At 56.2% G+C, this 23912-nt stretch carries 15 protein-coding genes and 1 riboswitch; of the genes, 1 reads left to right on the top strand and 14 read right to left on the bottom strand.

The window, feature by feature from the left end; genetic code table 11:
- Positions 1 to 118 precede the first annotated feature (118 nt).
- The 12 genes from PAE68_RS06315 to PAE68_RS06260 all read right to left on the bottom strand — a co-directional run bounded on the left by PAE68_RS06315 (position 119) and on the right by PAE68_RS06260 (position 14772).
- The gene (locus tag PAE68_RS06315) at positions 119 to 1255 is read right to left on the bottom strand and encodes a cobalt-precorrin-5B (C(1))-methyltransferase (protein ID WP_281885180.1); all 1137 of its coding nucleotides are present in this window, start codon (positions 1253 to 1255) and stop codon (positions 119 to 121) included.
- A gap of 5 nt (positions 1256 to 1260) precedes the next feature.
- A complete protein-coding gene (locus PAE68_RS06310) occupies positions 1261 to 1908 on the bottom strand; it encodes a precorrin-8X methylmutase (protein ID WP_281885177.1) in 648 nt (215 codons plus the stop codon).
- A 69-nt stretch (positions 1909 to 1977) separates the two neighbouring features.
- Positions 1978 to 2751, bottom strand: coding sequence for a precorrin-6A reductase (cobK, locus tag PAE68_RS06305; RefSeq protein ID WP_281885175.1), 774 nt, complete (start codon positions 2749 to 2751; stop codon positions 1978 to 1980).
- Positions 2748 to 3749, bottom strand: a complete 1002-nt coding sequence (locus PAE68_RS06300) for a sirohydrochlorin chelatase (RefSeq protein ID WP_281885173.1) — start codon at positions 3747 to 3749, stop codon at positions 2748 to 2750. Before PAE68_RS06300 ends, cobK begins: the two co-directional genes overlap by 4 nt.
- A gap of 45 nt (positions 3750 to 3794) precedes the next feature.
- Positions 3795 to 5798, bottom strand: coding sequence for a precorrin-3B C(17)-methyltransferase (gene cobJ / locus PAE68_RS06295; RefSeq protein WP_281885171.1), 2004 nt, complete (start codon positions 5796 to 5798; stop codon positions 3795 to 3797).
- A 284-nt stretch (positions 5799 to 6082) separates the two neighbouring features.
- Positions 6083 to 6291: riboswitch (cobalamin riboswitch) on the bottom strand.
- Positions 6292 to 6499: 208 nt separating this feature from the next.
- Complete coding sequence (locus PAE68_RS06290) at positions 6500 to 7042, bottom strand: chromate transporter (RefSeq protein ID WP_281885169.1); 543 nt, start codon at positions 7040 to 7042, stop codon at positions 6500 to 6502.
- Positions 7043 to 7100: 58 nt separating this feature from the next.
- Positions 7101 to 7745, bottom strand: a complete 645-nt coding sequence (locus tag PAE68_RS06285; protein ID WP_281885167.1) for a chromate transporter — start codon at positions 7743 to 7745, stop codon at positions 7101 to 7103.
- 381 nt (positions 7746 to 8126) lie between these two features.
- Positions 8127 to 8891, bottom strand: a complete 765-nt coding sequence (locus PAE68_RS06280; protein WP_281885165.1) for an SDR family NAD(P)-dependent oxidoreductase — start codon at positions 8889 to 8891, stop codon at positions 8127 to 8129.
- Positions 8892 to 8949: 58 nt separating this feature from the next.
- Entirely contained in the window at positions 8950 to 10455 is a 1506-nt protein-coding gene (locus PAE68_RS06275; RefSeq protein WP_281885163.1) for a tripartite tricarboxylate transporter permease, read from the bottom strand.
- 7 nt (positions 10456 to 10462) lie between these two features.
- Positions 10463 to 10927: a tripartite tricarboxylate transporter TctB family protein gene (locus PAE68_RS06270; protein WP_281885161.1), complete on the bottom strand. Its 465-nt coding sequence runs from the start codon at positions 10925 to 10927 to the stop codon at positions 10463 to 10465.
- Between the two features lie 29 nt (positions 10928 to 10956).
- A complete protein-coding gene (locus PAE68_RS06265; RefSeq protein WP_281885159.1) occupies positions 10957 to 11970 on the bottom strand; it encodes a tripartite tricarboxylate transporter substrate binding protein in 1014 nt (337 codons plus the stop codon).
- A gap of 486 nt (positions 11971 to 12456) precedes the next feature.
- On the bottom strand, positions 12457 to 14772 hold the full coding sequence (locus PAE68_RS06260; RefSeq protein ID WP_281885157.1) for an AraC family transcriptional regulator: 2316 nt from the start codon (positions 14770 to 14772) through the stop codon (positions 12457 to 12459).
- 754 nt (positions 14773 to 15526) lie between these two features.
- Here PAE68_RS06260 and PAE68_RS06255 point away from each other — a divergent pair.
- Positions 15527 to 16627 carry a hypothetical protein gene (locus PAE68_RS06255; RefSeq protein WP_281885155.1) on the top strand — a complete coding sequence of 367 codons (1101 nt, stop codon included), beginning with the start codon at positions 15527 to 15529 and terminating at the stop codon, positions 16625 to 16627.
- Positions 16628 to 16682: 55 nt separating this feature from the next.
- On the opposite strand, the gene PAE68_RS06250 is transcribed toward PAE68_RS06255, so the two are convergent.
- Positions 16683 to 22187, bottom strand: a complete 5505-nt coding sequence (locus tag PAE68_RS06250) for an S-layer homology domain-containing protein (RefSeq protein WP_281885153.1) — start codon at positions 22185 to 22187, stop codon at positions 16683 to 16685.
- Between the two features lie 640 nt (positions 22188 to 22827).
- Positions 22828 to 23889, bottom strand: coding sequence for a glycoside hydrolase family 117 protein (locus tag PAE68_RS06245; protein WP_281885151.1), 1062 nt, complete (start codon positions 23887 to 23889; stop codon positions 22828 to 22830).
- Positions 23890 to 23912 lie beyond the last annotated feature (23 nt).

The following is a 23912-nucleotide window of genomic DNA, read 5'->3' as shown; positions in this document are numbered from 1 at the left end:
CGTGCTGAGGTTGGTGAGCTTACAGCTGTAAGCTTCGAGGCAACGATTCGCCTCACACGTTGAAGCCCCAACCCAAGCTCCTCGTCTCCAGCCCCTACTCGAACTCCTACGCCTACTCCTACGCCTCCACCTGCGACCGCCCGAGCAGCTCCGCCTTCATCGATATAATAACCGTCTCAATCGTCAATCCCGGCGTCTGCCCGGCCTCCTTCAGCAGCTCTCGGCAGCACGAAGCGCCCATCGTCTCGAAAAATAACCCGTTCCCCAGCCCCTGCATCATATCTCCAACCTGAGCCGCCGTATTCGCGCCGAGCACCTGCTCGATCACCTCAGGCGGCGATCCCGCCGCCTCCGCCAGCTGCGCGAGGAAGCCAAAGTCGACCGGCGCACTCTTCGAGTGCACCATCATGACGCCCTGGGCGACCTTGCTGAACTTGCCCATCATGCCGACGAGCGTAATGCGCCTAATGCCCTGTCGCGCACACTGCTGAACGGCGAAGCCGACGAAGTCGCCCATCTCGACGAACGCCTCCTCCGGCAGCTCCGGGTACAGCTCCATGCCGTACTTCTCCGTGCGGCCGCCTGTCGAGAGCACGATGTGCTCGACGCCGCCCTTGACGGCGACGCGTATCGCCTGCGCCACGCTTGCCTTGTAGGCGGCGGTGGAGAACGGGACGACGATACCCCGCGTCCCGAGAATCGAGATGCCGCCGAGGATGCCGAGCCTCGCGTTCAGCGTCTTCTTCGCAATCTCCTCGCCGTCCGGCACCGAGACGATCACCTTCACACCGCGCACCAGCTCGTAGCGATTGAGGACGTTCTCGATCGCTTCGCGGAGCATTTTACGAGGAACGGGATTGATTGCCGCTTGACCGACGTCCACGGGCAGCCCCGGCTTCGTCACCCGCCCGACGCCGATGCCGCCATCGATCTCCACGCCCTCTCCGTCTGTCCACTGCACCTCGCTAATAATACGTGCGCCGTGCGTCGCATCTGGGTCGTCGCCGCCGTCCTTGATCACCTCGGCGCTCGCACGGTGCGCCTCGTACTCGCACCTGACGATCTCGAACGTCACTTCCTCGCCGATCGGCAGCCGAATGCGCGACTCGCGCACACACTCCTGCCGTATTAACGCCTCCAGCGCCGCCTGAGCAGCCGCCGTGGCGCAGGAGCCCGTCGTGTAGCCGTGACGCAGCGGCTTCGCCTGCTCCTCGCTCGCTTCCGACTTCCTGCTACTTGTCCGCTCCTGCGCCATCGCCGCTACTCCTGCTGCTCCGCCATGAGGGAGATCGCGTTGACGGTCGCGACCGCCACCGGACTGCCGCCCTTGCGCCCGATGTTCGTGATGAACGGAATGTCCAGCTTCAGCAGCTCGTCCTTCGACTCCGCCGCCGACACGAAGCCGACCGGGACACCGACGATGAGGCCGGGACGCGCCTGCCCTTCCTTCACGAGACGAATGAGCTCCAGCAGCGCCGTAGGGGCATTTCCGATGGCAAAAATCGCCCCGTCCTCCTGCGACGCCTTCCTTGTCGCGATAATCGCACGCGTCGTATTGAGCCGCTTCGCCTCCTGCATGACGTCGGGATCGGAGATGTGTACCCGCACCTCGGAGCCGAACTTGTCGAGGCGCGGCTTGCTGATGCCGACCTGCACCATCTGCACGTCGGCGATGACCGGCTTGCCGCTGCGAATCGCCTCGATGCCGGCGCGCACCGCGTCCGGATGAAACACGAGACTGCGTCCGAGCTCGAAGTCAGCCGAGGCGTGAATGACGCGCTGAACGACCTTGTACTGCTCTGGTGTATAGTCGTGCGCGCCGAGCTCCTCGGTGATGATCTCGAAGCTCTTCTCCTCAATTTCCTGAGGCTGTACGGTTAATGGCTTGAATTCTGTATGAAAATCCATCGATCACTGCACCTCCTGAACGGTTGGTTGGAATGGGTCCTGCTCTCCTGTCTGGTGAAGCGGATGATGCTAATGAAGTTCTTGAAGCTTGCGAAGCTCCTCAAGCACGCCGTCGAAATCGGAGTAGACGACCCCGTAGTCGAGCTGCGGCCGACCGATGACGATCGTGTCGATCTCCAGCTCCAGCGCCGCCGACAGCTTCTCCTCGACAGCGCCGACCTGCCCGCTCTCCTTCGTAATGAGCACGTTCACGCCATAGTGACGGTAGAACGCCTGGTTCATCTCCTTGGAGAACGGCCCCTGCATGGCGACAATGTTCTTCTGCTCCACGCCGAGCTGCTCGCACTTCTCCATGTTGTCCTTGCGCGGAAGCATGCGTGCAACGAGCGTCGTACCGGGCAGACCGATCAGCCTCTCGGTAAAAATCGACAGCGTCTTGCTCCCCGTCGCGAGGAACACGACACCCCGCTTCGCAGCCGCAAGCTCCGCCGCCTGCTCGTAGTCGTCGACGAACGTCAGACGCGGATGCCCCTCATAGCGGCCCTGCTCACGCTCGTACCGAACGTACGGCACGCCCGTCGCACGCGCTGCCGCCATCGCGTTGCGCGACGCCTCCTCGGCGAACGGATGCGTCGCATCGACGAGCACCGTGACGCCCCGCTCGGCGATGAGCCCTGCGAGCGCCTGCTCCGGCAGGCGTCCGGTGATGACCGGGACACCGACCTCGGACAGACTCTTCGCTGCGCTGTCGGTCACGACCGTTGCGAGCAGCGGATAGCCTGCGCTCTGGATGCGCACAGCCAGCTCCCGCGCATCGCTCGTGCCCGCCATGACGAGAATCATGAGCGCACCTCCTTCGCCGCAGCCGCTTCGCTGCTGGCGGTGCGCTTGGCGGCGCCGTTGTCGCACGATGCACCCGCGCCAGCCACGTGCTCATGCGCATGTTCATGCCCATGCCCGTTCCCATGCTCGTGCCCGTGCTCATGCTCGTGCCCGTGCTCATGCCCATGCCCGTGATCATGATCATGATGATGGTGATGATGCTGCATCGCCTCGAGACGGAACGAGCACATGTCGCAATTCATTCGCACCTGCCCCTGCAGCGCCTCTAGCGCGCGCTCCTTCAATATTTCTTGCAGCATCGGATGGAAGCCGAAGTAATTCGCCAGCACGAACTGGTGCTCGGGATATTGCTCGGCGAACGTCTCTGTCAGCTGCTCCAGACGCTTGATCAGCACGCCTGTGAATAAGAAATACGGCAGCAGCACGATCCGCTTCGCACCTAGTCTCACACACCGCTCGACACCCTCATCGGCCAGCGGAGCCGTCACGCCGATGTACGCCGTTTCGACCCATTTCACCTTCAGACGCTCCCAGAGCAGACGGGAAATCTTGAACAGATCGCTATTCGCATCCGCATCGCTGCTTCCGCGTCCAATGAGCAGCAGCGCCGTATCCGGCGACTCCGTCAGCCCATCAATGCCCGCCTCAGCGAGCCGCGTCCGCAAAATATCCAGCGCCAGCTCATGCACGCCGATCGGTCGTCCGTATGTAAATTCAACCTCGGGATAGGCCCGCTTCGCCTCGTCAATCGCCGCCGGAATGTGCAGCTTCGCATGTCCCGCAGCGAATAACGTAATCGGCACGACGCCGACACGTGTCGCCCCCCGCTTCACACAAGCGGAGAACCCTTCCCGCATCGTCGGGCGCTCGAACTCGAGGAAGCACGTCTCCACGATCGGCACGTCAAGCCCCTCCTGCACCGAGCGGACGAATTGCCGCACCTCAACATTACCCTCCGGGTCCCGGCTTCCATGTCCTACAAATAATATGGCATCCATTCGGATCGCCCCCTTCTCTCACATCGAATCAACCTGATCTATCGCTTAATCCCCGCACAGCGCATTCTCGATCTGGAACACCGGCAGCTCCTGATGTCTGTACCCCTCCAGCTCCTTCACCCGGCTGAAAAATTTATGAAACCGCTCGTTCGGATTCGCCTCGCTCGCATAACGCTTCACGATACGCTCCACCGACTCGACAAGCTGCTCCGGCTCGATCCCCTCGGCTACCGGAATACCCGCATGGGCATTACGCCCGACCGTCTTGCCTCCCAGGAACAGATCGAACCGCTCCCGGCGATACACAATACCGATATCCTCCTTGACCGCTCCGTAGCACGCCATCCCGCAGCCGTTGAAGCCGATCTTCAGCTCCTTCGGCAGCTTCATCCCGCCGATGCGGCGATTCAGCTCCTCCAGATGTGGCACCGAATCCGCCTTATCCATGTTGCAAAAATCGCACGCCTTCAGCTGCGCCACGTCGCCGACCGGAGCAAGCAGCAGCCCTGCCGCCTTGAGGCGGGCGACCGCGTGCTGCGGCTCGCTCGTCACGAGCCGGACGAGCAGCTGGTGATGCGGCGTATATTCAATCGCGCCGTCATCGCCTACGACCTCAGCTAGCAGCGTCAGCTGCGCAGCTGACAGCTTCTTCTCCGCGAGTCCCGGACTGACCGCGAACTCGAGTATTTCCTGGCGCTTGAACGCGCCAGCGCCTTGCAGCCAAGGCGCAGCCGCAGCTGACTGCTCCACACCGCGTGCGCCCCGAGCTGGAGCCGCCTGCACAGGCGCTGCCGACTGCGCCGCAGTCGCAGGAGCGCCTGCAGCATGCTCCATCGCTAACCCAGACCCGGCTCCCACGGTCTGCTCGGTCCCCACCAGTCCGGACGCAGCTGCCCCGCCAGACTGCACTTCAGGCGCTGCCGCCGCAGCTGCGGCAATCAGCTCCTCGGCCGACTGCGCCGACCGGGACGCCTCTTCCCGCGCATCGACAAGCCACAGCGCCTCAAGCGCAAGGGCGAGCGGGCTTGCAGGATCGATACCCGCGCCCTGAAGCCCACTCTGCAACCTCGCACCTTCCGCATCCGCCGCCTCTGCCTCCAGCGACCACGGCTCCGCATCCACCGCCTGTGCCTCCACCGACCACCGCGCAGCATCCGCCGAACTCGACTCCGAATCCGCCGCCTCTGCCTCCAGCGACATAGGCTCGGCACCCTCCATCTGCGCTTCCAGCGACCAAGGCTCAGCCTCCACACGCAGCCGCTCATGCGGCTTCAGAGGCTGAATCTCGTCGCCCAGCGTGTACTTACGCTGGTAGCCACGCGGAGTAATCATCAATCCGTCGTACACGACGGTTGCGGAGTTGCCAATAATGACCGTGGTCAGCATGCCTATGTCATGCTCAAGCATGTGCTCCAGCGTCGTAATGACGATATCTTGTCTGTCACGGTACGCACTCTTGACGATACCGACTGGCGTGTCCTTCGAGCGATACTTCAGCAGCACCTGCTGCGTCTCGACGATCTGGCGTGTCCGGCGGCCGCTGCGTGGGTTGTACAGCGCGATGACGAAGTCAGCCGCCCCTGCAGCCTCCACCCGCCGAATAATGAGCTCCCACGGCGTCAGATGATCGCTCAAGCTGATCGTACACGCATCGTGCATGATCGGTGCGCCGAGCAGCGAGCCTGTCGAGTTAATCGCCGATATGCCGGGGATCACCTCGACCTCGACGCCGGTGTCGCGTCGCCAGCCTTTTTCCATCAATACCTCGTATACAAGTCCTGCCATGCCGTACACCCCGGAGTCTCCACTCGAGATGACCGCCACCTTCCGCCCCGCTTCCGCCTGACGAACCGCCTCCTGCGCCCGGCTTACCTCCTCGGTCATGCCTGTGCGCACAATATGCTGACCGTCCAACAGATCGCGAATCAGATCCACGTACGTGTTGTACCCGATAATAACCTCACTCTCTTGAAGAGCCGTCCGCGCTCTCTCCGTCATATGCTCGAACGCGCCCGGCCCGAAGCCGATCACCGACAGCTTCCCTTTCACAGCCTCTCCTCCTCTCGCCGCAGCTGAATACTCATGTATGTCCATGTCAACAATTCGTTCGGAAGCTTTCTGCCACATAGCAAAAAAGCATCCCTCCGAAGAAGGATGCGTAACGATCAGGTTATGACGCGACGCTCGAGCTGATCCATACCGGACTATAGCGCTGTAAACAGCAGCCAAGCTGGGCAGACCTACTCCGCGCGTGCGTGAGCCTTTCTCGTACACCTCCCTATCCGCGTAGGTTTCATGGTGACTTACGGGCTGCCAGCACCATTAATAGATGCACAGCACTCGTCCAACAGGCAGGTCTCCTGACTTGCGGATCGTCGCTTCCTCTGCGCCTTCCCATCCTACGATCGGACAGTGACATTGTGCAGAGGTTACTCCTCGCTTACAGTGGCGGGACCGTGCCGGAATTACACCGGCTTCCCTATTAAGCCTATGACACGGAGCTAGAGCTCCGACCAGAGGCACCTGTTTCGAATCAAATTATGGAATTACGCCCGGTCTCAGCCGGGACAGAGTAATGATAGCACGTTTATTTCCGCAATGTCTACCGATATTCGGGCCGTCCTGCTTCCGCTCCCATACTATCCGCTAGTCAGGCTGTTCTAGAGCTGCTACGAACTTCCACCTCTTCGGAATATATGAGACAAGCTGCAGGTCTAGACCCAAGCTCAACTACGTTCGCATGCACAAGTCTATCCGGTATATAGCATCGCAGCGCCGACCAGTCCCGACACCGAGAGCGCAGCAAGCGGATGAAGCCGATACTTCAGAATACCGATCACGACGAATGCGATAATGCCGATGCTTACGGCACTTTGCCACGAGAACGACCAGTCCCCGCCCCGCATGCCATACGAGAACGCAGCATATATAATGAAGCCGGTCACGACAGGCCGCATCCCGTACAACAGAGACCGAAGCCACCTGCTATGATGTACACGGAGGAAAAAAGCAGCAATCACCACGATGAGCATTACGGAAGGCAGCACAATACCGACTGTAGAAACGATAGCCCCAGCGATTCCCGCCGTCTTATAGCCGATCAAGGTGGCGCTATTGGTTGCAATGGGGCCCGGTGCCATCCCTGCAACTGCGACCGTATCGGTGAACGCCTCATCCGACATCCAATGATGCGCCCGAACCTCATGGTTCATAACAGGGATCATCGCATAGCCGCCGCCGAACGATAGTAAGCCGATTTTGACAAACGTAATAAATAAATCCAGAAGCTCCATCTCCACTCCCCCTTCCCTCTAGGTCTGGATCAGCTCCAGTCCTCCAGCTGTTGTGCGTCTAGATGCCGTCAGCCATGTAATAGTCGTCATACTTGAACCGACCGCTGCCATCGGTCTCCTGCACCTGCTTCTCCAACTGAATCGGAAGCCCCGCAAGCTCCTTGATCTTCACCAGCAGCATACCGATAACAAGACCAACGCCCATGACAGCTATAGGATGAATCGGCACACAGAGGAGCACTATCACCGTACCTACAACTGTTGCGAGCGTCGTCTTATCGAACACCCCGCTGCGCCCCATCCGATACCCGGCCACCACGATTAAGCCGACAATTGCCGCATGTAGCCCTTCCAGCGCACCGGCTACCTTCGGATTATGCTGCAGGTGAGCATAGCCGAAGCTAAGCAAGAACGCGATGAGGAAGGTCGGCAGCGTCATGCCGATGACTGCAACGACCGCTCCCGCGATCCCCGACAGTCGATAGCCGATAAAGGCTGACGCATTCACACCAATCCCCCCGGGCGCCGAGCCGGCAATCGCGAGCACATCGTTCATTCCAGCCTCATCCATCCAGCCTCGCTTCTCCGTCACCTCTCGCTGAATGACAGGGATCATCGCATAGCCGCCCCCGAAGGTCGAAGGACCAATCTTGACGAACGTCCAGAACAGTAGCCACAGCCTTAACCATCGGTCACGCTTCATCTCGAACACCTCCCACTCATTCATCGTTATATGTCTAGTATACCTAAGTTTATTCCACATTGGAATAAACTATAGCTGATTTTCCTAATAAATCGAACAGTTCATTCTTCACGTAGCGAATTCGGAAGACATAGGATGAACTATATTAGCGTGTTATTCATATTTTATTCAAAATGATATAATCCCAACCTCATCCACCTGCACAAAACGATAAAAAGCCCACTCCCCGTTGAACACTAGGCAGTAGGCTTCCTCTCGGCACCTCATACGCTTCGTACGAGCTAGCCTCTATATACATTCATACTATATACCTTGAAGAACGGTGCATCACCATCGAGCAGCTGTCCAACCTAGTAGGCCGAATCGACTACAGCTCGCTCACTAGCGCATGAAGGCTCCGCCGTTAATTTCGATCGTCTCACCCGTTATAAAGCTGGACATCCCGGATACGAGGAACAACACCGTGTTCGCGACATCCGCAGGCTCTCCCTGCCGATTGAGCGGCGTTCCGGCTATCGTCGCCTTCTTCGCCTCCTCAGACGTTACCATAGCATGGAACTCGGTGTTGCCGATGAAGCCCGGCGATACGCAATTGACGCGAATGTCATAAGGCGCCGCTTCCTTCGCGAGCCCCTTCGAATAGGCGATGACCGCTGCCTTGCTTGCAGCATAGACGCTCGCGCCCGGTCCGCCGCCATGATGCGCCGCTACCGAGGACATATTGACGATATGTCCTTGTCCCTTCGAAAGCATGCCCGGCATGACTGCCTTGGACATGAACACCGTGCTCTTCAGATTCAGATCCATGACCCGTGTGTAGAGGGAGTCAGTCATCTCGGCGTTCAGCTGCCGCTCCAGCATGTGACCTGCATTATTGACGAGAATGTCGATCGTTCCGAGCTCCGCCTCCACCTGACTCACGAGCGCTTCGATCTGCTCGATGGACGTTACATCACCCTGAACGATGATCGCCGTGCCGCCGCTCTCCGTGATCGACCTCGCGACCTCCTCAGCCTTCTCCCGACTGCTGTTATAGTTGATCGCTACCTTCGCTCCTGCAGCTGCTAGCGTTCTCGCGACACTCGCGCCGATACCCGAGCTCGCTCCTGTAATTAACGCTACCTTGTTCGTTAGATCAATATTCATCCGTGTTCCACTCCTAATTCTTTATTCATATGAGACACCTACACCCACGCTCATCTAGCTACATCTCCACATCAGCCGCGAGGCCCGGACTCTTCTTACGCAATCCGGATATAATGCCGAGGACGAGAATGAGCAGCGACACCGTCAGAATCGTTCCAGAGATCGGCCGGGCGAACAGCCCGAGGAACGAGCCGTCCAGCAGCTTCAGCGATTGAAGCAGCGAGCTTTCCATCATTTTGCCTAAGACGAACGTCAGTACGATAGGGGCCATCGGGATGTCAGCCTTCTTCATAAAATATCCAAGTATACCAAAGACGATCATCAGCCCGACATCGAACAGGCTGTTATTGGCCGTGTACGCGCCGACGACGGAGATGACGAGAATAAGCGGATAGAGCAGCTTCGGCGGAATCATCGCGATGCGGGCCCACCAGCCAGCCATCGGTAGGTTCATGATCAGCAGCACGAAGTTGCCGATAAACATACTTGCAATGACGCCCCAGACGAACACCGGGTTGCTCTCGAATAAGGTCGGGCCAGGCGTCAGCCCGTGCATCATGAACGCGCCGAGGATGATCGCGATCGTCGGCGAGCTCGGAATGCCGAGCGTGAACAGCGGAATGAGCGCTCCGCCGCAGTACGAGTTGTTCGCTGTCTCGGGACCGGCTACGCCTTCCAGCGCACCCTTGCCGAAGCGGGACGGGTCTTTGGCCATCTTTTTCTCCAAGGAATAGGACAGCAGCGCTGGGATGACGGAGTTCGTGCCTGGAATGAGCCCGATGATGAAGCCGAGCACCGTACCCCGGCCGATCGCCTTCATGTTCGGTCCCCACTCCTCCCTGCGCGGCAGCATGCCCTGCAGCTTAGGCGGCTTCTCGGCGGCCGTCATCTTCTCGATACCGAGCAGAATCTCGGACAAGCCGAACAATCCCATCGCCACGATGACGAAGTCTATGCCGCTCATCAAGTACGGGCTGTCGAACGTGAAGCGCAGCGTCCCGGACATCGGGTCGATGCCGACCATCGCCAGATTAAGCCCAAGGAACGCGGAGATGAGGCCACGAATGATCGACTTGCCCATCAAGCCGATGACCGTCGACAATCCGAGCACCATCAGCGCGAAGAACTCAGGCGGGCCGAAGTTCAGCGCCCACTGCGCCAGCTGTGGACCGATGAAGACGAGTCCGAAGATGGACACCGTCCCTCCGATGAAGGAGCCGATTCCCGCGATGCCGAGCGCCGCTCCTGCACGCCCTTGCTTCGCCAGCGGGCTGCCATCGAGACACGTGATGACCGACGCCGCCTCGCCGGGCGTATTGATGAGCACGGACGTAATCGTCCCGCCATACATCGCGCCGTAGTAGATGCCGCACAGCATGATGATAGCCGAGACCGGGTCCATCCCGAAGGTGATCGGGAGCAGCACTGCTACTCCCGTCGTCGGACCCAGACCAGGCAGAACACCTACGAGCATCCCGATTGACACGCCGATCAGACAATATAGTAAATTCCAGCCGCTGAGAGCGGTCGCAAAGCCTTGTGCGATAAGGTCCATATCCGGCATCCGCTGCTCACCCCACCCAATCCCAGATTTGTCCGCTTGGCAGCGGGACATTCAGCCAGCTGTCAAACATCAAATAGATCGCGACGTTCACTGTTATCGCAATGCCAGCCGAGCGATGCCACGGATAGGCTCGCGACAGCAGGAACGTCATCATCAGAAACCCGGCCAGGACGAAGCCGATCGGGGTCATGACGAGCACGAACACGACGACCGAAGCGAGCACCGTCAGCACGTTGCGCATGTCCCTCCCCTTCGGCATCACCTCCGACCATACAATCGGCTGGCGCAGCGAGCTGAACGCATACAGGAGCGAGAGGAGCAGCATCGCGCCGGCTAGCCACCTCGGGAATAAGCCGGGGCCTGGTCCGAGGCTGCTGTAATAGTCGAGCTCCCACGACTTCCAGAACATCGAGCCCGATAGAGCTATGAACATCAGCGACATATAGAAGCCTACATTATGTTTCCATTTCATGAGAAGCAGCCTCCAAGCGTGCGCAATGCTTATTTCTTAGCGAGTCCGAGCTCTGGAATAAGCTTGCCGAATTTGTCATGATTGTCCTTCAAATGCTGACCGAAGCTCTTGGCGTCCTTCGCCATAATGGTTAGCCCGTTCTTCTTCATGAAATCCTTGAACTCCTCGTCCTCGACCGCCTTCATGAAGCCATCGGACAGCTGCTGTACGATCTCATCCGGTGTATCCTTCGGAACGCCAAGACCTCTCCACGTGCCGATGTAGCTGAACTCGATGCCCGTCTCTTCCTTCAGCGTCTTCACACCCGGAAGCACCGCTGCCGGCTTATCATCGAGAATGGCCAATGTACGCAGCTTACCTGACTCGACCTGCGCCTTCACCTCAGGCGGGCTCACTGGTACCGCGTCGACGTGACCGCCGAGCAGCGCTGTAATAGCAGGAGCCGCGCCCTCGAACGGAATGTGGTTGAACTTCGTACCTGTCCCCTTCTCCAGCCCCGCTGCAGCCAGATGCCAGATCGCACCCGTTCCGGAGTTACCGAGCTTCACCTGCCCCGGATTCGCCTTGGCGTAATCGAGGAATTCCTTCATCGTCTTCCAAGGACTGTCCGCACGCACGGTGATCGCTGCCGGCTCATAGTTCATCATGCCGACCGGCTTGAAGCTCTGGTGCGTAATCGGGGATAGTCCAAGATGTGAAAGCGTTGTCAACTCTACCGTTACAACCGTAACCGTGTAGCCGTCGCTCTTCGCATTAGAGCCTTCCGTCATCCCGACTGAGCCGCCGCCGCCTGTTTTATTGATTACTGTCACCGGCTGCTTCAAATATTTCTCCGCCGACTTCGCCAGCGCTCTAGCTGTTGTATCGGTGCCGCCGCCTGCTGCGAACGGTACGATTAGACTGATCGGCTTCGTCGGGAACTCTACCTTGCTCGCCGCTGACTGGCCTGACGACGTCGGAGCTGTTCCTCCGCATGCGGTTAATACGGTCATTCCCATGATTGCTGTTACAGCTAGCGCTGCCTTCCACTTCTGTCTCATCATTTGCCATTACCCCTCTACATGTTATTGGTTATGTTGCGGTTGTGTTGCGGTTGTGTTGGTGCGTTATTGCAGTTGCCCTCCAGCAAGCATCGCTGTGAGCTCCTGCTGTACACACATCGTAGAACAGATCGCCGCCTTGCAGCAATCTGCCGAACGCGCGATTCGTTGACATTTCCGCCAATTTGGCCTGTTTTTGGCCGATCTGCAAGCTTGCTGCTCGATGTGCATATGCCAGGGCTTACGGACACAGATGCTCTTATGCCGCCGAAATCGTGTCCTATTGCAATCTAAGGGACACCCATGACGCTATTCACCGCTTCACTGTACCTTCAACGCACAATGTGGGGTAATAAGGTCCAAGGTGTCCCTTAGAATGATGTGATCGATCTGATTATCCGAATAGCGTCACTGTGGTCCGTTAGAGGCTATCGCTTGAGCACGGGCACAACGTTCACTCCATTCCAGCAGCCCACCCCTGCTCCGTTCTCACTCATGCGCCCGGCTAATCTCCCGGTACTTGCCCGGTGTCATTCCCTTCACCTTACGGAAGCTGCGGATGAAGCTCGTCTCGTTCTGGTAGCCGACGAGCGCGGCGATATCCGCCACCTTGCGGTCCGTATCGGTCAGCAGGCGGCACGCCTCCTTGATCCGCAGGCTCGTTAAATACTCATACACCGAATGCCCCGTCTCCTGCTTGAAAATGCTGCTGACCGACGACGTGCTCATCTGCACGCTATCGGCAATTTGCTGCAGACCAATGTTCTCCTTCAGCTGCTCCTGCATGAATTGAATCATCCGCTGCACGAGCGTATGCTCCTTCCGGGTCATTCGGCTGCGGAAGCCTTCCGTTACAGCCTCCGAGAGCTGAAGCAACAGGCTCGCAACGTCTGCCAAATCCATCATATGAAGCTGGTGGGCCGTATAATCCTCCAGCGCGTGCGGCTGGTGCAATTCATAAGTGTGACAGAGCTGGGACAGCGTCCCGATCCATTGATCGGCATATCCGTAGACAGCAGCCGGCTCAGCCCTGCGCACTGCGACCATTTCAGACCAGCTGCGAATACGACCTTCCAGCTGCTCCCAGCTACCCGATTCCACGAGGCCGAGCCATTCGCGCTGCAGCTTCTCGGTATCGATCCCTGATTTGGGCGAGTCGGCTGCAGATGCGGGTGTGTCGAGCGGGACGCTCAGCACTCGTCCGTAGCCCTCATATAGTCGGTAAGCTAGGGCGGCGCGGGCGGCCGCGTACGACTGCTCCAGCTCATGTATAGAGCGGACAGGCATCCCAATACCGACCGACAGGTAGGTATGCAGATAAGCCCGGGATGCGGTAATTGCTTTGTTGAACAGCTCCTGAATAGAAGCCTCGGCGTCGAAGGTCTCAGCACATTCATCTGCAGACGACTTCGGCTGCACAATGAGCAGCATATTTTCCACATCGAGCTTCACGTCAATGAGGTGCCACTGCGGCGCTGCCAGCTCCTCGATCAGATTGGTCAGCGCGTACTTCAGCAGCAGCTGATCCTCCTCGTTGAACTCGGCGGACCACACCTTGTACCGATTGATGGAGACGATCACCGCCGTCACTGGCTCACTGGAGGACCACTCTTGGAAGTATCGTTGCCACTTATACTGGAGCTCCTTGGCCCCAATTCGGCGATACAGCACATCCTGTACGAGCTTGGACCGGATCTCAGGCAAGCTCTGCTTGCTGATCGCTGCCTTCGAGTCGAATTCCTTCAGAAGCCGCTGAATGTACTGCTCAATATCGTACAGATCTCCGTCCCCGTTCGCCCGCGCCTGCTCATCATGACCGATAAGCTGTCGTATACGCTTGACCGGACGAAAGGAGGCGTAGCTGTAGAAGTAGATCGCGATGCACCCGACGACAATCGAGAGCAAGCTCAGCAGCACAATAATATCCCGCACAAGCCGTACATGTCGCAGCAGGTCATCGAGGGAGATGAGCGACACCCACCGCCAGCCCGTCACATCGGAGAACGCTTGATTCGCGAGGTACGTCTGTTTGTCGAGCTTCACCTCATGGAACGGATGAATATCGATCGCCTCCAGCACCTTACGCATATCCGACTCCTCGATCGGCAAGTTCGTCTTCGGATAGATCAGCTCACCGTCCAGGTTAAAAATATATTGAGGCGCCTTCAACTGCTTATGTATCGTCGTGAACAGCCTGTCGTAGTCGATATTCATAATGACAAGACCGATCTGCTCGTCGTTCACCCGTATTGGACGATATAACGAGATGAGCTCGCTTCGCAGCTGACCTGATTCGAAGCCGCTGCCGAAGCTGCGCCGCTGGATCAGCAGCGGCTTCTTCTCCATCTCCTGGATCCAGTGAATCCAGGTTAAGTCCTCGAGCTGGGCGAAGGGCAGCTCCTGCTCCCCCTTCGACGAGACGATCCGCTGCTGCTTCGTGTCGACCACATAGACCGAGTGAATCTCTTCCTCGAGCGACAGCTCCTTCAGATGAGCGAGAAGACCGGCTGCCGTCTCTTGCTTACGCTCCGCTGCAGCGGATACGTACTCCACGGCCGTCGGATGGAAGCTGAGCTGCACCGCTTCACTGTCATAGCTGCGGAACGCGCGATTGGTAACATGCAGATTAATTTGCAGCAGCTCCGCATTCGGCTGGTGCAGCTCCTTGTCCAGCTTGCCCCGGTAATCGTAGTACAGCAGCATGCTGACCGAGGAGATCAAGGTGGAGAGGAGCACGGTGATGACGGCAATGAGCCGTATTTGTTTATTCGAGCTGATGATCTTAAGACCGAAGCGCCACTGCATAGAGTTGAGGGTCTCCTTTTATCCACAGGTTGTCGTCAAGACGTTCGCAAATCACTCATGATGCTGCATATGATCGATGTTAGCTGCGGGACGAATGTGTTTCTTCAATTATATACGGTACGTATTGAGGAAAGATAGGTGTATTAGAGCGTTTCAATCCGCCACATCGGCAGATGGTATAAATTGGTTGTTGATTGTGTACGCATATGGTACGGTTAGTTCATGTAACAATGAGGAGGATCTTAGAAATGATGCCTAGACTCTTCATCACTGCACTCACAATATCTGTCCCATTCAGCTTGTTCCAATTCAACGCCTATCTCAAGGGCTCGGCGCCCAGTCTTACACAGGTGCTATGCTCTACATTATTCGTGGTCCTATGGCTTGGATCCAGCTTAATTGCAGGCTATATAATGAAGCCTTCCTTCATCAAAGCAGCGACCGCGTATTGGTGCTTAGGACTAAGTATCGTACTTCTCGGATATTGGACCGAGGCGAGTCTGCTCAACATTCCTGGAGTGCTGCTTTATTGCGGACCGCTGTACAGTCTTACGGCAATATGGTACCCTCGGACAGACCTTCTGTCAGCATCTTATACCATCTTGGTACTGCAAGTGCTCATTGCAATGAGCTACGGTGCTGGTCTGTTATGGCATAGAATGCGCAGCAATTGAGTGTATATAAACTCCCTCTATAAACCACCACCCAACCAACCGATATAAGTAATATATACCAATACAGGACGGTGAGTAGCATGAAAATTGTGAGTGCAGAGGTATCCTTAAAGAGCATGTCAAGCTACAAGGAAACGTATGAGAATCAGGAGTCGCTAACCGCTTGGGACAACCGAGGTGCAGCCAATGCGAATGCGTCTGTGGATGCTGGTGCAGGCGTGCACATATCGGATGAAGCGCGTGCCCTACTCGCACAGAATGCGCAAGTGGCTGCCGACCCTTCCGCGATCGCGCAAGCTCAAGTCGAGGCTACAAAGAGCGAGGAGGTTCACCTCGAGCTTACGGACAAAGATAAGCTGAAGATACGGCTGCTCGAGGTCATGTTCGAGAAGATGACCGGCAAGAGCTTCAAGTTCCAGGTGCCGGAGAGAATGAAGCTCGACAATGGCGGGGTGTCCGAATTTCTCGTAGGGAACGGTGAAGGACAGCTGCGTCCTGTGACGGGGCGTGGATGGGGATTAGAGATTCGTACGTCTGAGTCGTATAGCGAGCAGCAGTCCGTCGCCTTCCAGGCGAGTGCGGCCATACAGACAGCAGATGGAAGAACGATCCAGCTGGACCTGTCCTTCGCCATGAACCGTAGCTATTATGAACAATCGAGCACGGTGCTTCGGTTCGGTACGGAACCACAGCTTAAGGACCCGCTCGTCATTAACCTCGAGGGTGGGACCGCCTCGCTCACAGATCGCAAGTACGAGTTCGATCTCGACGCGGATGGTCAGCTGGATTCGATATCATTCGTTGGACCGGGCAGCGGGTTTCTGGCACTGGATCGTAATGAAGACGGCGTCATTAACGACGGGTCTGAGCTGTTCGGAACGTCGAGCGGCAATGGGTTTGCCGACTTGCGGGCGTATGATGCGGACGGCAACAATTGGATTGATGAGTCCGACCCGATCTTCCATCAGCTGAAGGTGTGGATGAAGGACGAGCACGGCAACGATAAGCTGCTAGCCGCGGGACAGGCGGGCATCGGGGCGCTCTATCTCGGTCATGTCGATACGCGCTTCCAGTACAAGAACGATCAGCAGGCGACGCTCGGGATGCTGCAGAAGTCTGGCATCTATGTCAGCGAGCAAGGTCGCGCTGGAACGATCCAGCACATCGATCTGGCTTTGTAAAAAAATAACCGTCCACTCCAGCCGAAGCGGAGTGGACGGTTTTTTCAATTACCGATTAATTCGTGAAAGAGAGTTGATTCAGCATGCGGTACAGGATCGTGGAGCTCTGTGCTCTCGATGCCGTCTCGTTCGGAGCGAACTTCCCTTCTCCGACTCCATTGACGATCTGCATGGACACGATCGAAGCAATAGCTTCCTTCGCCCAGCTCTGGAATTGCTCCGCATCGGAGAAGCTCATGCTGCCACTCTGATTGCCGCCAGCTGTATAGCCAGCAAATACCATCGCACGGTAGATCATCACAGCCATCTCTTGACGCGTAATCGTGCGGTTCGGTTGGAACGTACCATCCTCGTAGCCGGTCACGATGCCCGCATCGGCAGCTGCCTTCACTGCAGCATAGTACCAATCCTTCTCAGCAACATCGTGGAATGCCGTCTTCTTCTCTGTCGCAGAAGCAGACAATCCGAGAGTTCTTGTCACTAGAGCAGCGAACTCAGCTCTTGTTACCGATTGGTCTGGACGGAACTCCTGATCGGTCATACCAAGCGCAATGCGTCTAACCGCCATGCCCTCGATTTCTGCCTTCGCCCAATGACCCGTAACATCTGCGAAAGACGCAGAGTTCTCCAGAATCATATACGTGCTGTTCGTTCTGCTGTAGATCGTAATCGTGTTACCGGAGATCGTGTAAGGAACCGGTGCATAACGAACCGTTCCGTCCGCATCCTTCTCTACACGTACGACAGCAGTCTTGCTGCCATCCACCGCATCCTCCGTCTTGATCGAGCGTGGAACATATTGCTCGAAGGACGAGATTTCAACGGATGCTCCTTCTGCATTCACTGCCGTAACTGTAAAATCAATCGAAGCCTTAACGTTCATGCCATCAGCCTTCGCTCGCTCAGCCGCCGCAGCATCATTGGACACGATGACTGCAATCTCGCTCGATCCGCCAATCTGCTTAAGCAGGGACGGTGTGAGCGGCAGCTGATAGCTTCCAAGCGCGCTCTCAACGACCATCGTCTTGACAGCTCCATCTGCTGCAGCCTTACGTAGAGCTGCTCCATCTACGGATACCTTCGAGCCTGATGCATTGTCCAGCTTGTCGACAGTCAAGGTGAGGCGACCATTGACCGCGCGCTTCACCGCATCCTCGACAGCTTTCACATCCGCCTTGGACTCCGCGACTTTTTTCCCGTTCGTCGTGACGACCGTCGCAACGAGTGTTACATTGTTTGCACCTGACGTGTTGCTCGGCGCAGGTGGGGTCGTGGTGTTACCTGGAGAACCAGATGGATTCGGCTCCGGCTCCGGTGTCGGGTTCGGCGTCGGGTTCGGTGTCGGGTTCGGCGTCGGCTCCGGTGTCGGGTTCGGCGTCGGCTCCGGCTCCGGTGTCGGGTTCGGCGTCGGGTTCGGTGTCGGGTTCGGCGTCGGCTCCGGTGTCGGGTTCGGCGTCGGCTCCGGCTCCGGGCTTGGATCCGGATTCGGGCTTGGATCCGGGTTCGGGTTCGGGTTCGGGTTCGGCTCCGGGCTTGGATCCGGACCCGGATTCGGCTCCGGCTGCTGCACCGCAGTAGTCGTCTTCAGCAACGGACGAACATTCACGAACGAATGGTTCACCGAATACAGCTCGATCGGTACGCCTTGACCTGTTGGATCGACAACCAAGAACACGGCCTCGCCGTTCAGCCTGCTGTTCACATATTGCTTTAACGCATCGGTAGAAATATTGTACGAGTCCACATTGTAAGGCAGATTGTACGAATTATCCTTGAACGCCTTCATTGTGAACGCTCCGAGATAGACACCATCGGATACAGATGCAGCCGATGGATTCGCGATATCGGTATTGTTCATTCCATACACCTGAAGCGTCATCGTTTCGCTGCCCGGATTCACATCCGTCAGCTTGCCGCTAAGCTGAAGCGACGCCTCACTCGTTGGAGCGACACCCATCAGGTCGAATTTGAACATCGCTGCGAAACGCTGTCCAGCAGCTGCGCGAGTATCCGCTGCAGCATAATACACAGCTTCGTATACCGGATTGCCAGATGTGTTCGTTACAGGTACACCAGCCGGCGATACGACATGACCATGTCCTTGACGAATTTCGATGCCGTTCACGCTGTTCAAGATTTTGTTATCCAGCAACTGAACATCGCGTGGATTGCCGTTACCGATGAAGCTCGCATTGCTGTCACCCGTATCATAGTCGAGCAAGATCGGGATATCCGACGCCTCAAAGTTCTGGATCGTGTTATTTAATGCGATCGTTCTCGGTGCATTCAACAGACGAAGTCCGAGTGCCGTAGTCTGATACTGGTTTCTGACAAAGGTCGAAGAATCGATCTCGATCAGATTGTTCTCGATGATCGTATCCGGAGATCCGAGCACCACGGTGATACCTTCTGTATTGTTGCGAAGCGTGTTGCTGTGAATATAGTTGTACGGTCCAGCTTCACTGTGATTGCTCGGGAAGCCGCCGCCCGTATTACCAAGCGCAATACCTGCGCCTCTCCGCGTTCCGATAATGAGGTTTTCGCTCACTTCGTTCAAATATTCATCTTCGCCGTGCAGGTCGATTGCATCATAAGTGTTGTAGATCAACGTATTTTTGTGAACCAAATTGTTATGCGTATACGCCTGCACGATAATACCGTGACGCATCGCATTCGTGCCGTCGAACATATTGTTCTCTACGATATTGAACTGGGAGTCTTCCTCATAGCCATAGCGGTCGTTCTTAAAATCCCCCTGGAGAGAGATGCCGTAGCCTGCGCCGCCCCCACCAATATCGGTAGCATTACGGAATATCGAGTTGCGTACGACCAGATGCTGACCTTTAGCCATCCGAACTCCGGTTTTTTCGAATTTCTCGATAATGACGTTGTCCACGACAATATTGTTAGGCGCCTTGGCCGAGCTGCCGCTTGTGGACTTATCAATATAGATACCATGCTTGTATCCGCCTCGAAGCGGATGGTTAATGGCTGGGTCCGTAGGGTACACATTGTCCCACGTGGATGTAATCGTCAGGCTCGAGATCGTAATATCGGACGAGTTCATTGCTGACAAGACGCGGCTGCTCGCATTCGTCAGACCGGTGCTGATATTGTCCGTACCGAGACGATTGTCGAAGTCAGACAGCAGGATCGCGCCTTCCCGACTTTCGCCTGTAAGATTCACTCCGCTCTTCAGCACAATCTGAGTATCAGACGAATAAGCGGTCAACAGCTTATAAGTGCCATTCGGTAAAAATACTTCGTCGCCCGGCTGAGCGTCATTGATCGCATTCTGGATCGCCAAGCGATCATCCGCGATACCATCGCCGACAGCGCCATACTTCGCATCCTTGACATTAATGCGCTGGCCCGTCGTTGCATTCGGCGTCGGCATCACATGCGGCGTTCCATCCGGATTGTACAGCCCCGCCTTCGTCGGGCGTGCTCCCGTATTCGGCGTCGTCTGCGTATCTACCGGCAAGATCGGATCATTGAGCATGCCGCCTACGCTCGGTGCGTACATATGGACGACTGTGTACCCGTTATAGGTGGTCGCATTGTTCCCTGCACCTACCAGACGGATGTATCTAGCGTCAGTATCGACGACGTCGAAGTTTTCCATCTGGAGCGTTGTGCCGCTGCTTGCGCCGCTGTAGATCGTATTCCAGAACATACCGTCGGTAGAGCTCTGAATATCGAAGGAATACGATCTCTCGTTCCCTTTGTAGAAGGCAATGCCTACGGAACCGACCGTCGACACTGTTCCGAGGTCGTATTGAATCCATGCTCCAGAGCCATTAGCGCCCCATCTTGTATTCGGATTATCATCGATTGTATAAGTCGGCTTGTTACCCCAGTTGCCGTCACCGTTATACATCGTATCGAAGCCGCTTGCCGTTACTTGCGTCTGTGCGAACGTGTACCGCTTCTGTGGCATAGCGGAAGCCTCGTTCGAGTTCACGCTGCTGCTGTTGTTCGAATTAAGCGCCTGTACGATGTAGAAATATGTTTGACCATTCTGTAGACCGCTGTCCACATACGTCGGAGCTGTTATTTTCGAACCGATTACGGAATAAGAGCCACCAGCGGAGCTAGCACGCTTCACTGTGTAATACACAGCATCTGTAACCGACTGCCATTGCAGCTTAATCGTCGAATTGCTAGGAATAGCTGTCAACTCTTGCGGTGCATTCGGCGGATACGCGGTTCTGGCGTGAAGCTCAGAAGAAGGCGCGCTTTCACCTGATGTGTTGAAGGCCGTTACCGTATAGTAGTAATCATTATGCACGATTAATCCTTGATCCAAATAGCTAGTTGTAACACCATACACCGAGTTGATTACCGTATATGGACCACCTGATGTGCTGCTGCGCTTCACATGGTAACCGACAGCATCTGGAACTTCGTTCCAAGTAACCCCGATCTCCGTATCACGAATAGCTGCAGTCAGCTCGCCAGGCGCAGCAGGCGATGCTGTGGAAGCTCTCGGAGATGCAGCCGCGGCGGCCGACAAGCCTCCGTCAATATAGGCGCCATTCTCCGTTTGAGCAGCTGAGCTTACAGCGTAATAGTACGTGCTGCCATTAGTAACCGTCTTATCCTGATAGCTGCCTGAGGTCACGGTTGCCAGCGTAGTGAATGGTCCATTAGGAGATGTGCCCCTCTTCACATAGTAGCGCTCGGCTCCTGCCGCTCCAGACCACTTCAGGCTCACCTGATCATCTACTTCCGACACAACCGTCAGTCCAGTCGGATTACCAGGGAACACCTTCATGGAATAAATATCGTCCACATACATGCGCATGTTGGAATTTCCGAAGAAGCCTACGCTAGAGCCCGTCGGAACGCCTGTCGTATCTGTGACAAGCGCTGTGACCGTCGGTCCGCCTTCGATGGAGCCCGTCAACACCGTGTTACCCGGTGTTCCGGTAACTAGGAAGGACATCCGGTAATATTGTCCAGCCACAAAGTTCGGGATCGCGACTGGTTGCGATATTTCTACGTGGTTGCCCCCAGTCCTCTTGAGCAATACCAGATTGTATTGTGTCGCAGCCATCTTGCGAATAGCAAGCACATACGAGCTGTTATTATCGGTTACCCGAGTCGCCAATCCAAAGTAGGATGCGCTGCTCGGCACACTGGTCGGTGTATTCGGGTGAAGCTTGACCTTGGCCGATAACAGAACATCACTGGAGGAATATTCAATGAGCCATGCCGATGATGTGCCTGTACCGTTGAAGTACATCCCGACATTCGATCCGTCGTCCGAACCAATGCTCCATATACCGGCGCTCGCATTGGATCTCCAGTTGTTCATCGTTCTTGCATTCGTATTGCTCGACGTCACATATGAACCTAGCACAGGTGGCTCGACGGAATGATTCCCGCCCGAAATGGACGAGCCTAGGTTCTGGAAGTCGTCGAAGCGTTCATTGTCGCCGTAATATGCCTCAGTTGCTGTCGATGCCACTGCTCGGTCGAGCGGCGGAATGAACGAAAAGGTGAGGGCGAAGCTTAACAACATACTGACGCTTCTTTTTAATAAGCCTGGTTTCATACGATGACTCCCTCTCTATCCTGAAATAACAGCTTCCCTAAATATCCGAAGATGTTATGGCGAGCCTCGAATTTGGCACAGCCAAATTGAGAACCATCCTCGATATTTCATCGCCTGAAGGTGCTGCGCTAACGGCATGATTGTCCACATGTAGATAGCGCTTACAGACGTAGCTCAACTATATTAAATAATTGAGACCCGTACTTGTACTTCCTTCGTGCCTCTTGTGTTTTTACAATATTCGACCCATACTTCTTTTATACATGTTTTTTCGACATAATACAACAGTAATCGACAAATAGTAGCCTTGGATACTTGTGTGTGTGAAAAAAGCAATTCAGCACGATGCAGCGAACAGCCACCCGTTAAAAAGCGAAAGGACGTGCCGCAGGGCACGTCCTTGTCCTATGATGATGTGCTAGAAGCACGTACTACGAATGCGCTTGTCATACGGCGATACGACTTCAACGCTCCTACTAGTCTCCTTCGATCTAGTTGGCCCGAGGAATATTAATGGCTTTCCCTAGTATGAGCTCCAGCCACTCTCAACCGCTCGCGGTCGCGCTGGACGAATGCACCCGCGCCTTCCTCATGAGCCGCCGCTGGCGGTCGCGGGGCTGGATGCGCACGGCATTCCTCATTAATGATTGAATCGATTGTTGCACAAGTGCTTCGTTGACTCGTCTACCTCGAACCGGATCATGTAATGCCACTTGCTGTTGATCTCATGAGATAAGCCCCAGCGCAGTCCCTCCAAGGGGTGCAGGTCTGGCTGCTCGGAGCGGTAAGGTCCGCCCGCCTCAGGCGGATGCTCGATATACGCTTCGATCTCGAATTGCAGGCCATCACGGGCATATTGAATCGTATTGCGCTCCGGTCCATCCGTCGTCAAGAGCGCTGCCATGCCGTCTCGATACGGCCAGAGGAGCGTTTCGTGACCACTGTTCGTGATCGGGTTGTATTCGGACTTGATATAGGGACCTTCCGGGCGGTCGGCGATGGCGACTCCCCACTTCGTTTCCCGTCCGGCACACGTCAGCTGCTCGCCCATCGGATACCCTTTATAATAGAGGTAGAACTGATGGTTGTAATAAAATAAGCACGGATCGTTCGTCTTATGGCTGTCGAAGTCGCCCCTCGCCTTCACCAGATGACGGTTATCCACATCTCCAAACCATTCGCCGTTGCTCGCAGGCGACAGAATCGGCTCGTTAAGCTTCATCCACGGTCCATTCGGACTATCGGATTGCGCCATGCCGATATGTTCCTTGGAGCGTCTGAGATAAGGATGCTGAACGACCTGATAGACGAGATAATAGTGACCGTCATGCGCAAGAATCTCGGGTGTGAAGACGCTGCGATCATCGTAAGAGCCGCTCTCCCCGCGGCACACGGCAACACCTTGCTCTTGCCAATGGATACCATCGGCTGACGTCGCATACCAGATGTCCGACCAATCCCATGGCCATACCTTCGCGTCCAGATCGCCTGTATCGTAGCCGACGCTCGGACCGATCGATTTCGTATACCACACATAGTACGTTTCTCCAACCTTAATAATACTGCTAGGATCGCGGCGGTGAACACCTTCCTCATAGCCGAGACCGTGAACCTCAGAATACTTGAATTGACAATACCAGGTGCTGTCCTTCTGATAGTTACGTTCCCGCGCTCTGCGCATCGCTGCACTTTCTTGTCGCATAGCTGTTCCTCCTTATATAAAAC

The sequence above is a fragment of the Paenibacillus sp. YYML68 genome, assembly GCF_027923405.1.
Lineage (GTDB): Bacteria > Bacillota > Bacilli > Paenibacillales > NBRC-103111 > Paenibacillus_G.
This window is presented reverse-complemented; position numbering and strand designations above follow the sequence as displayed.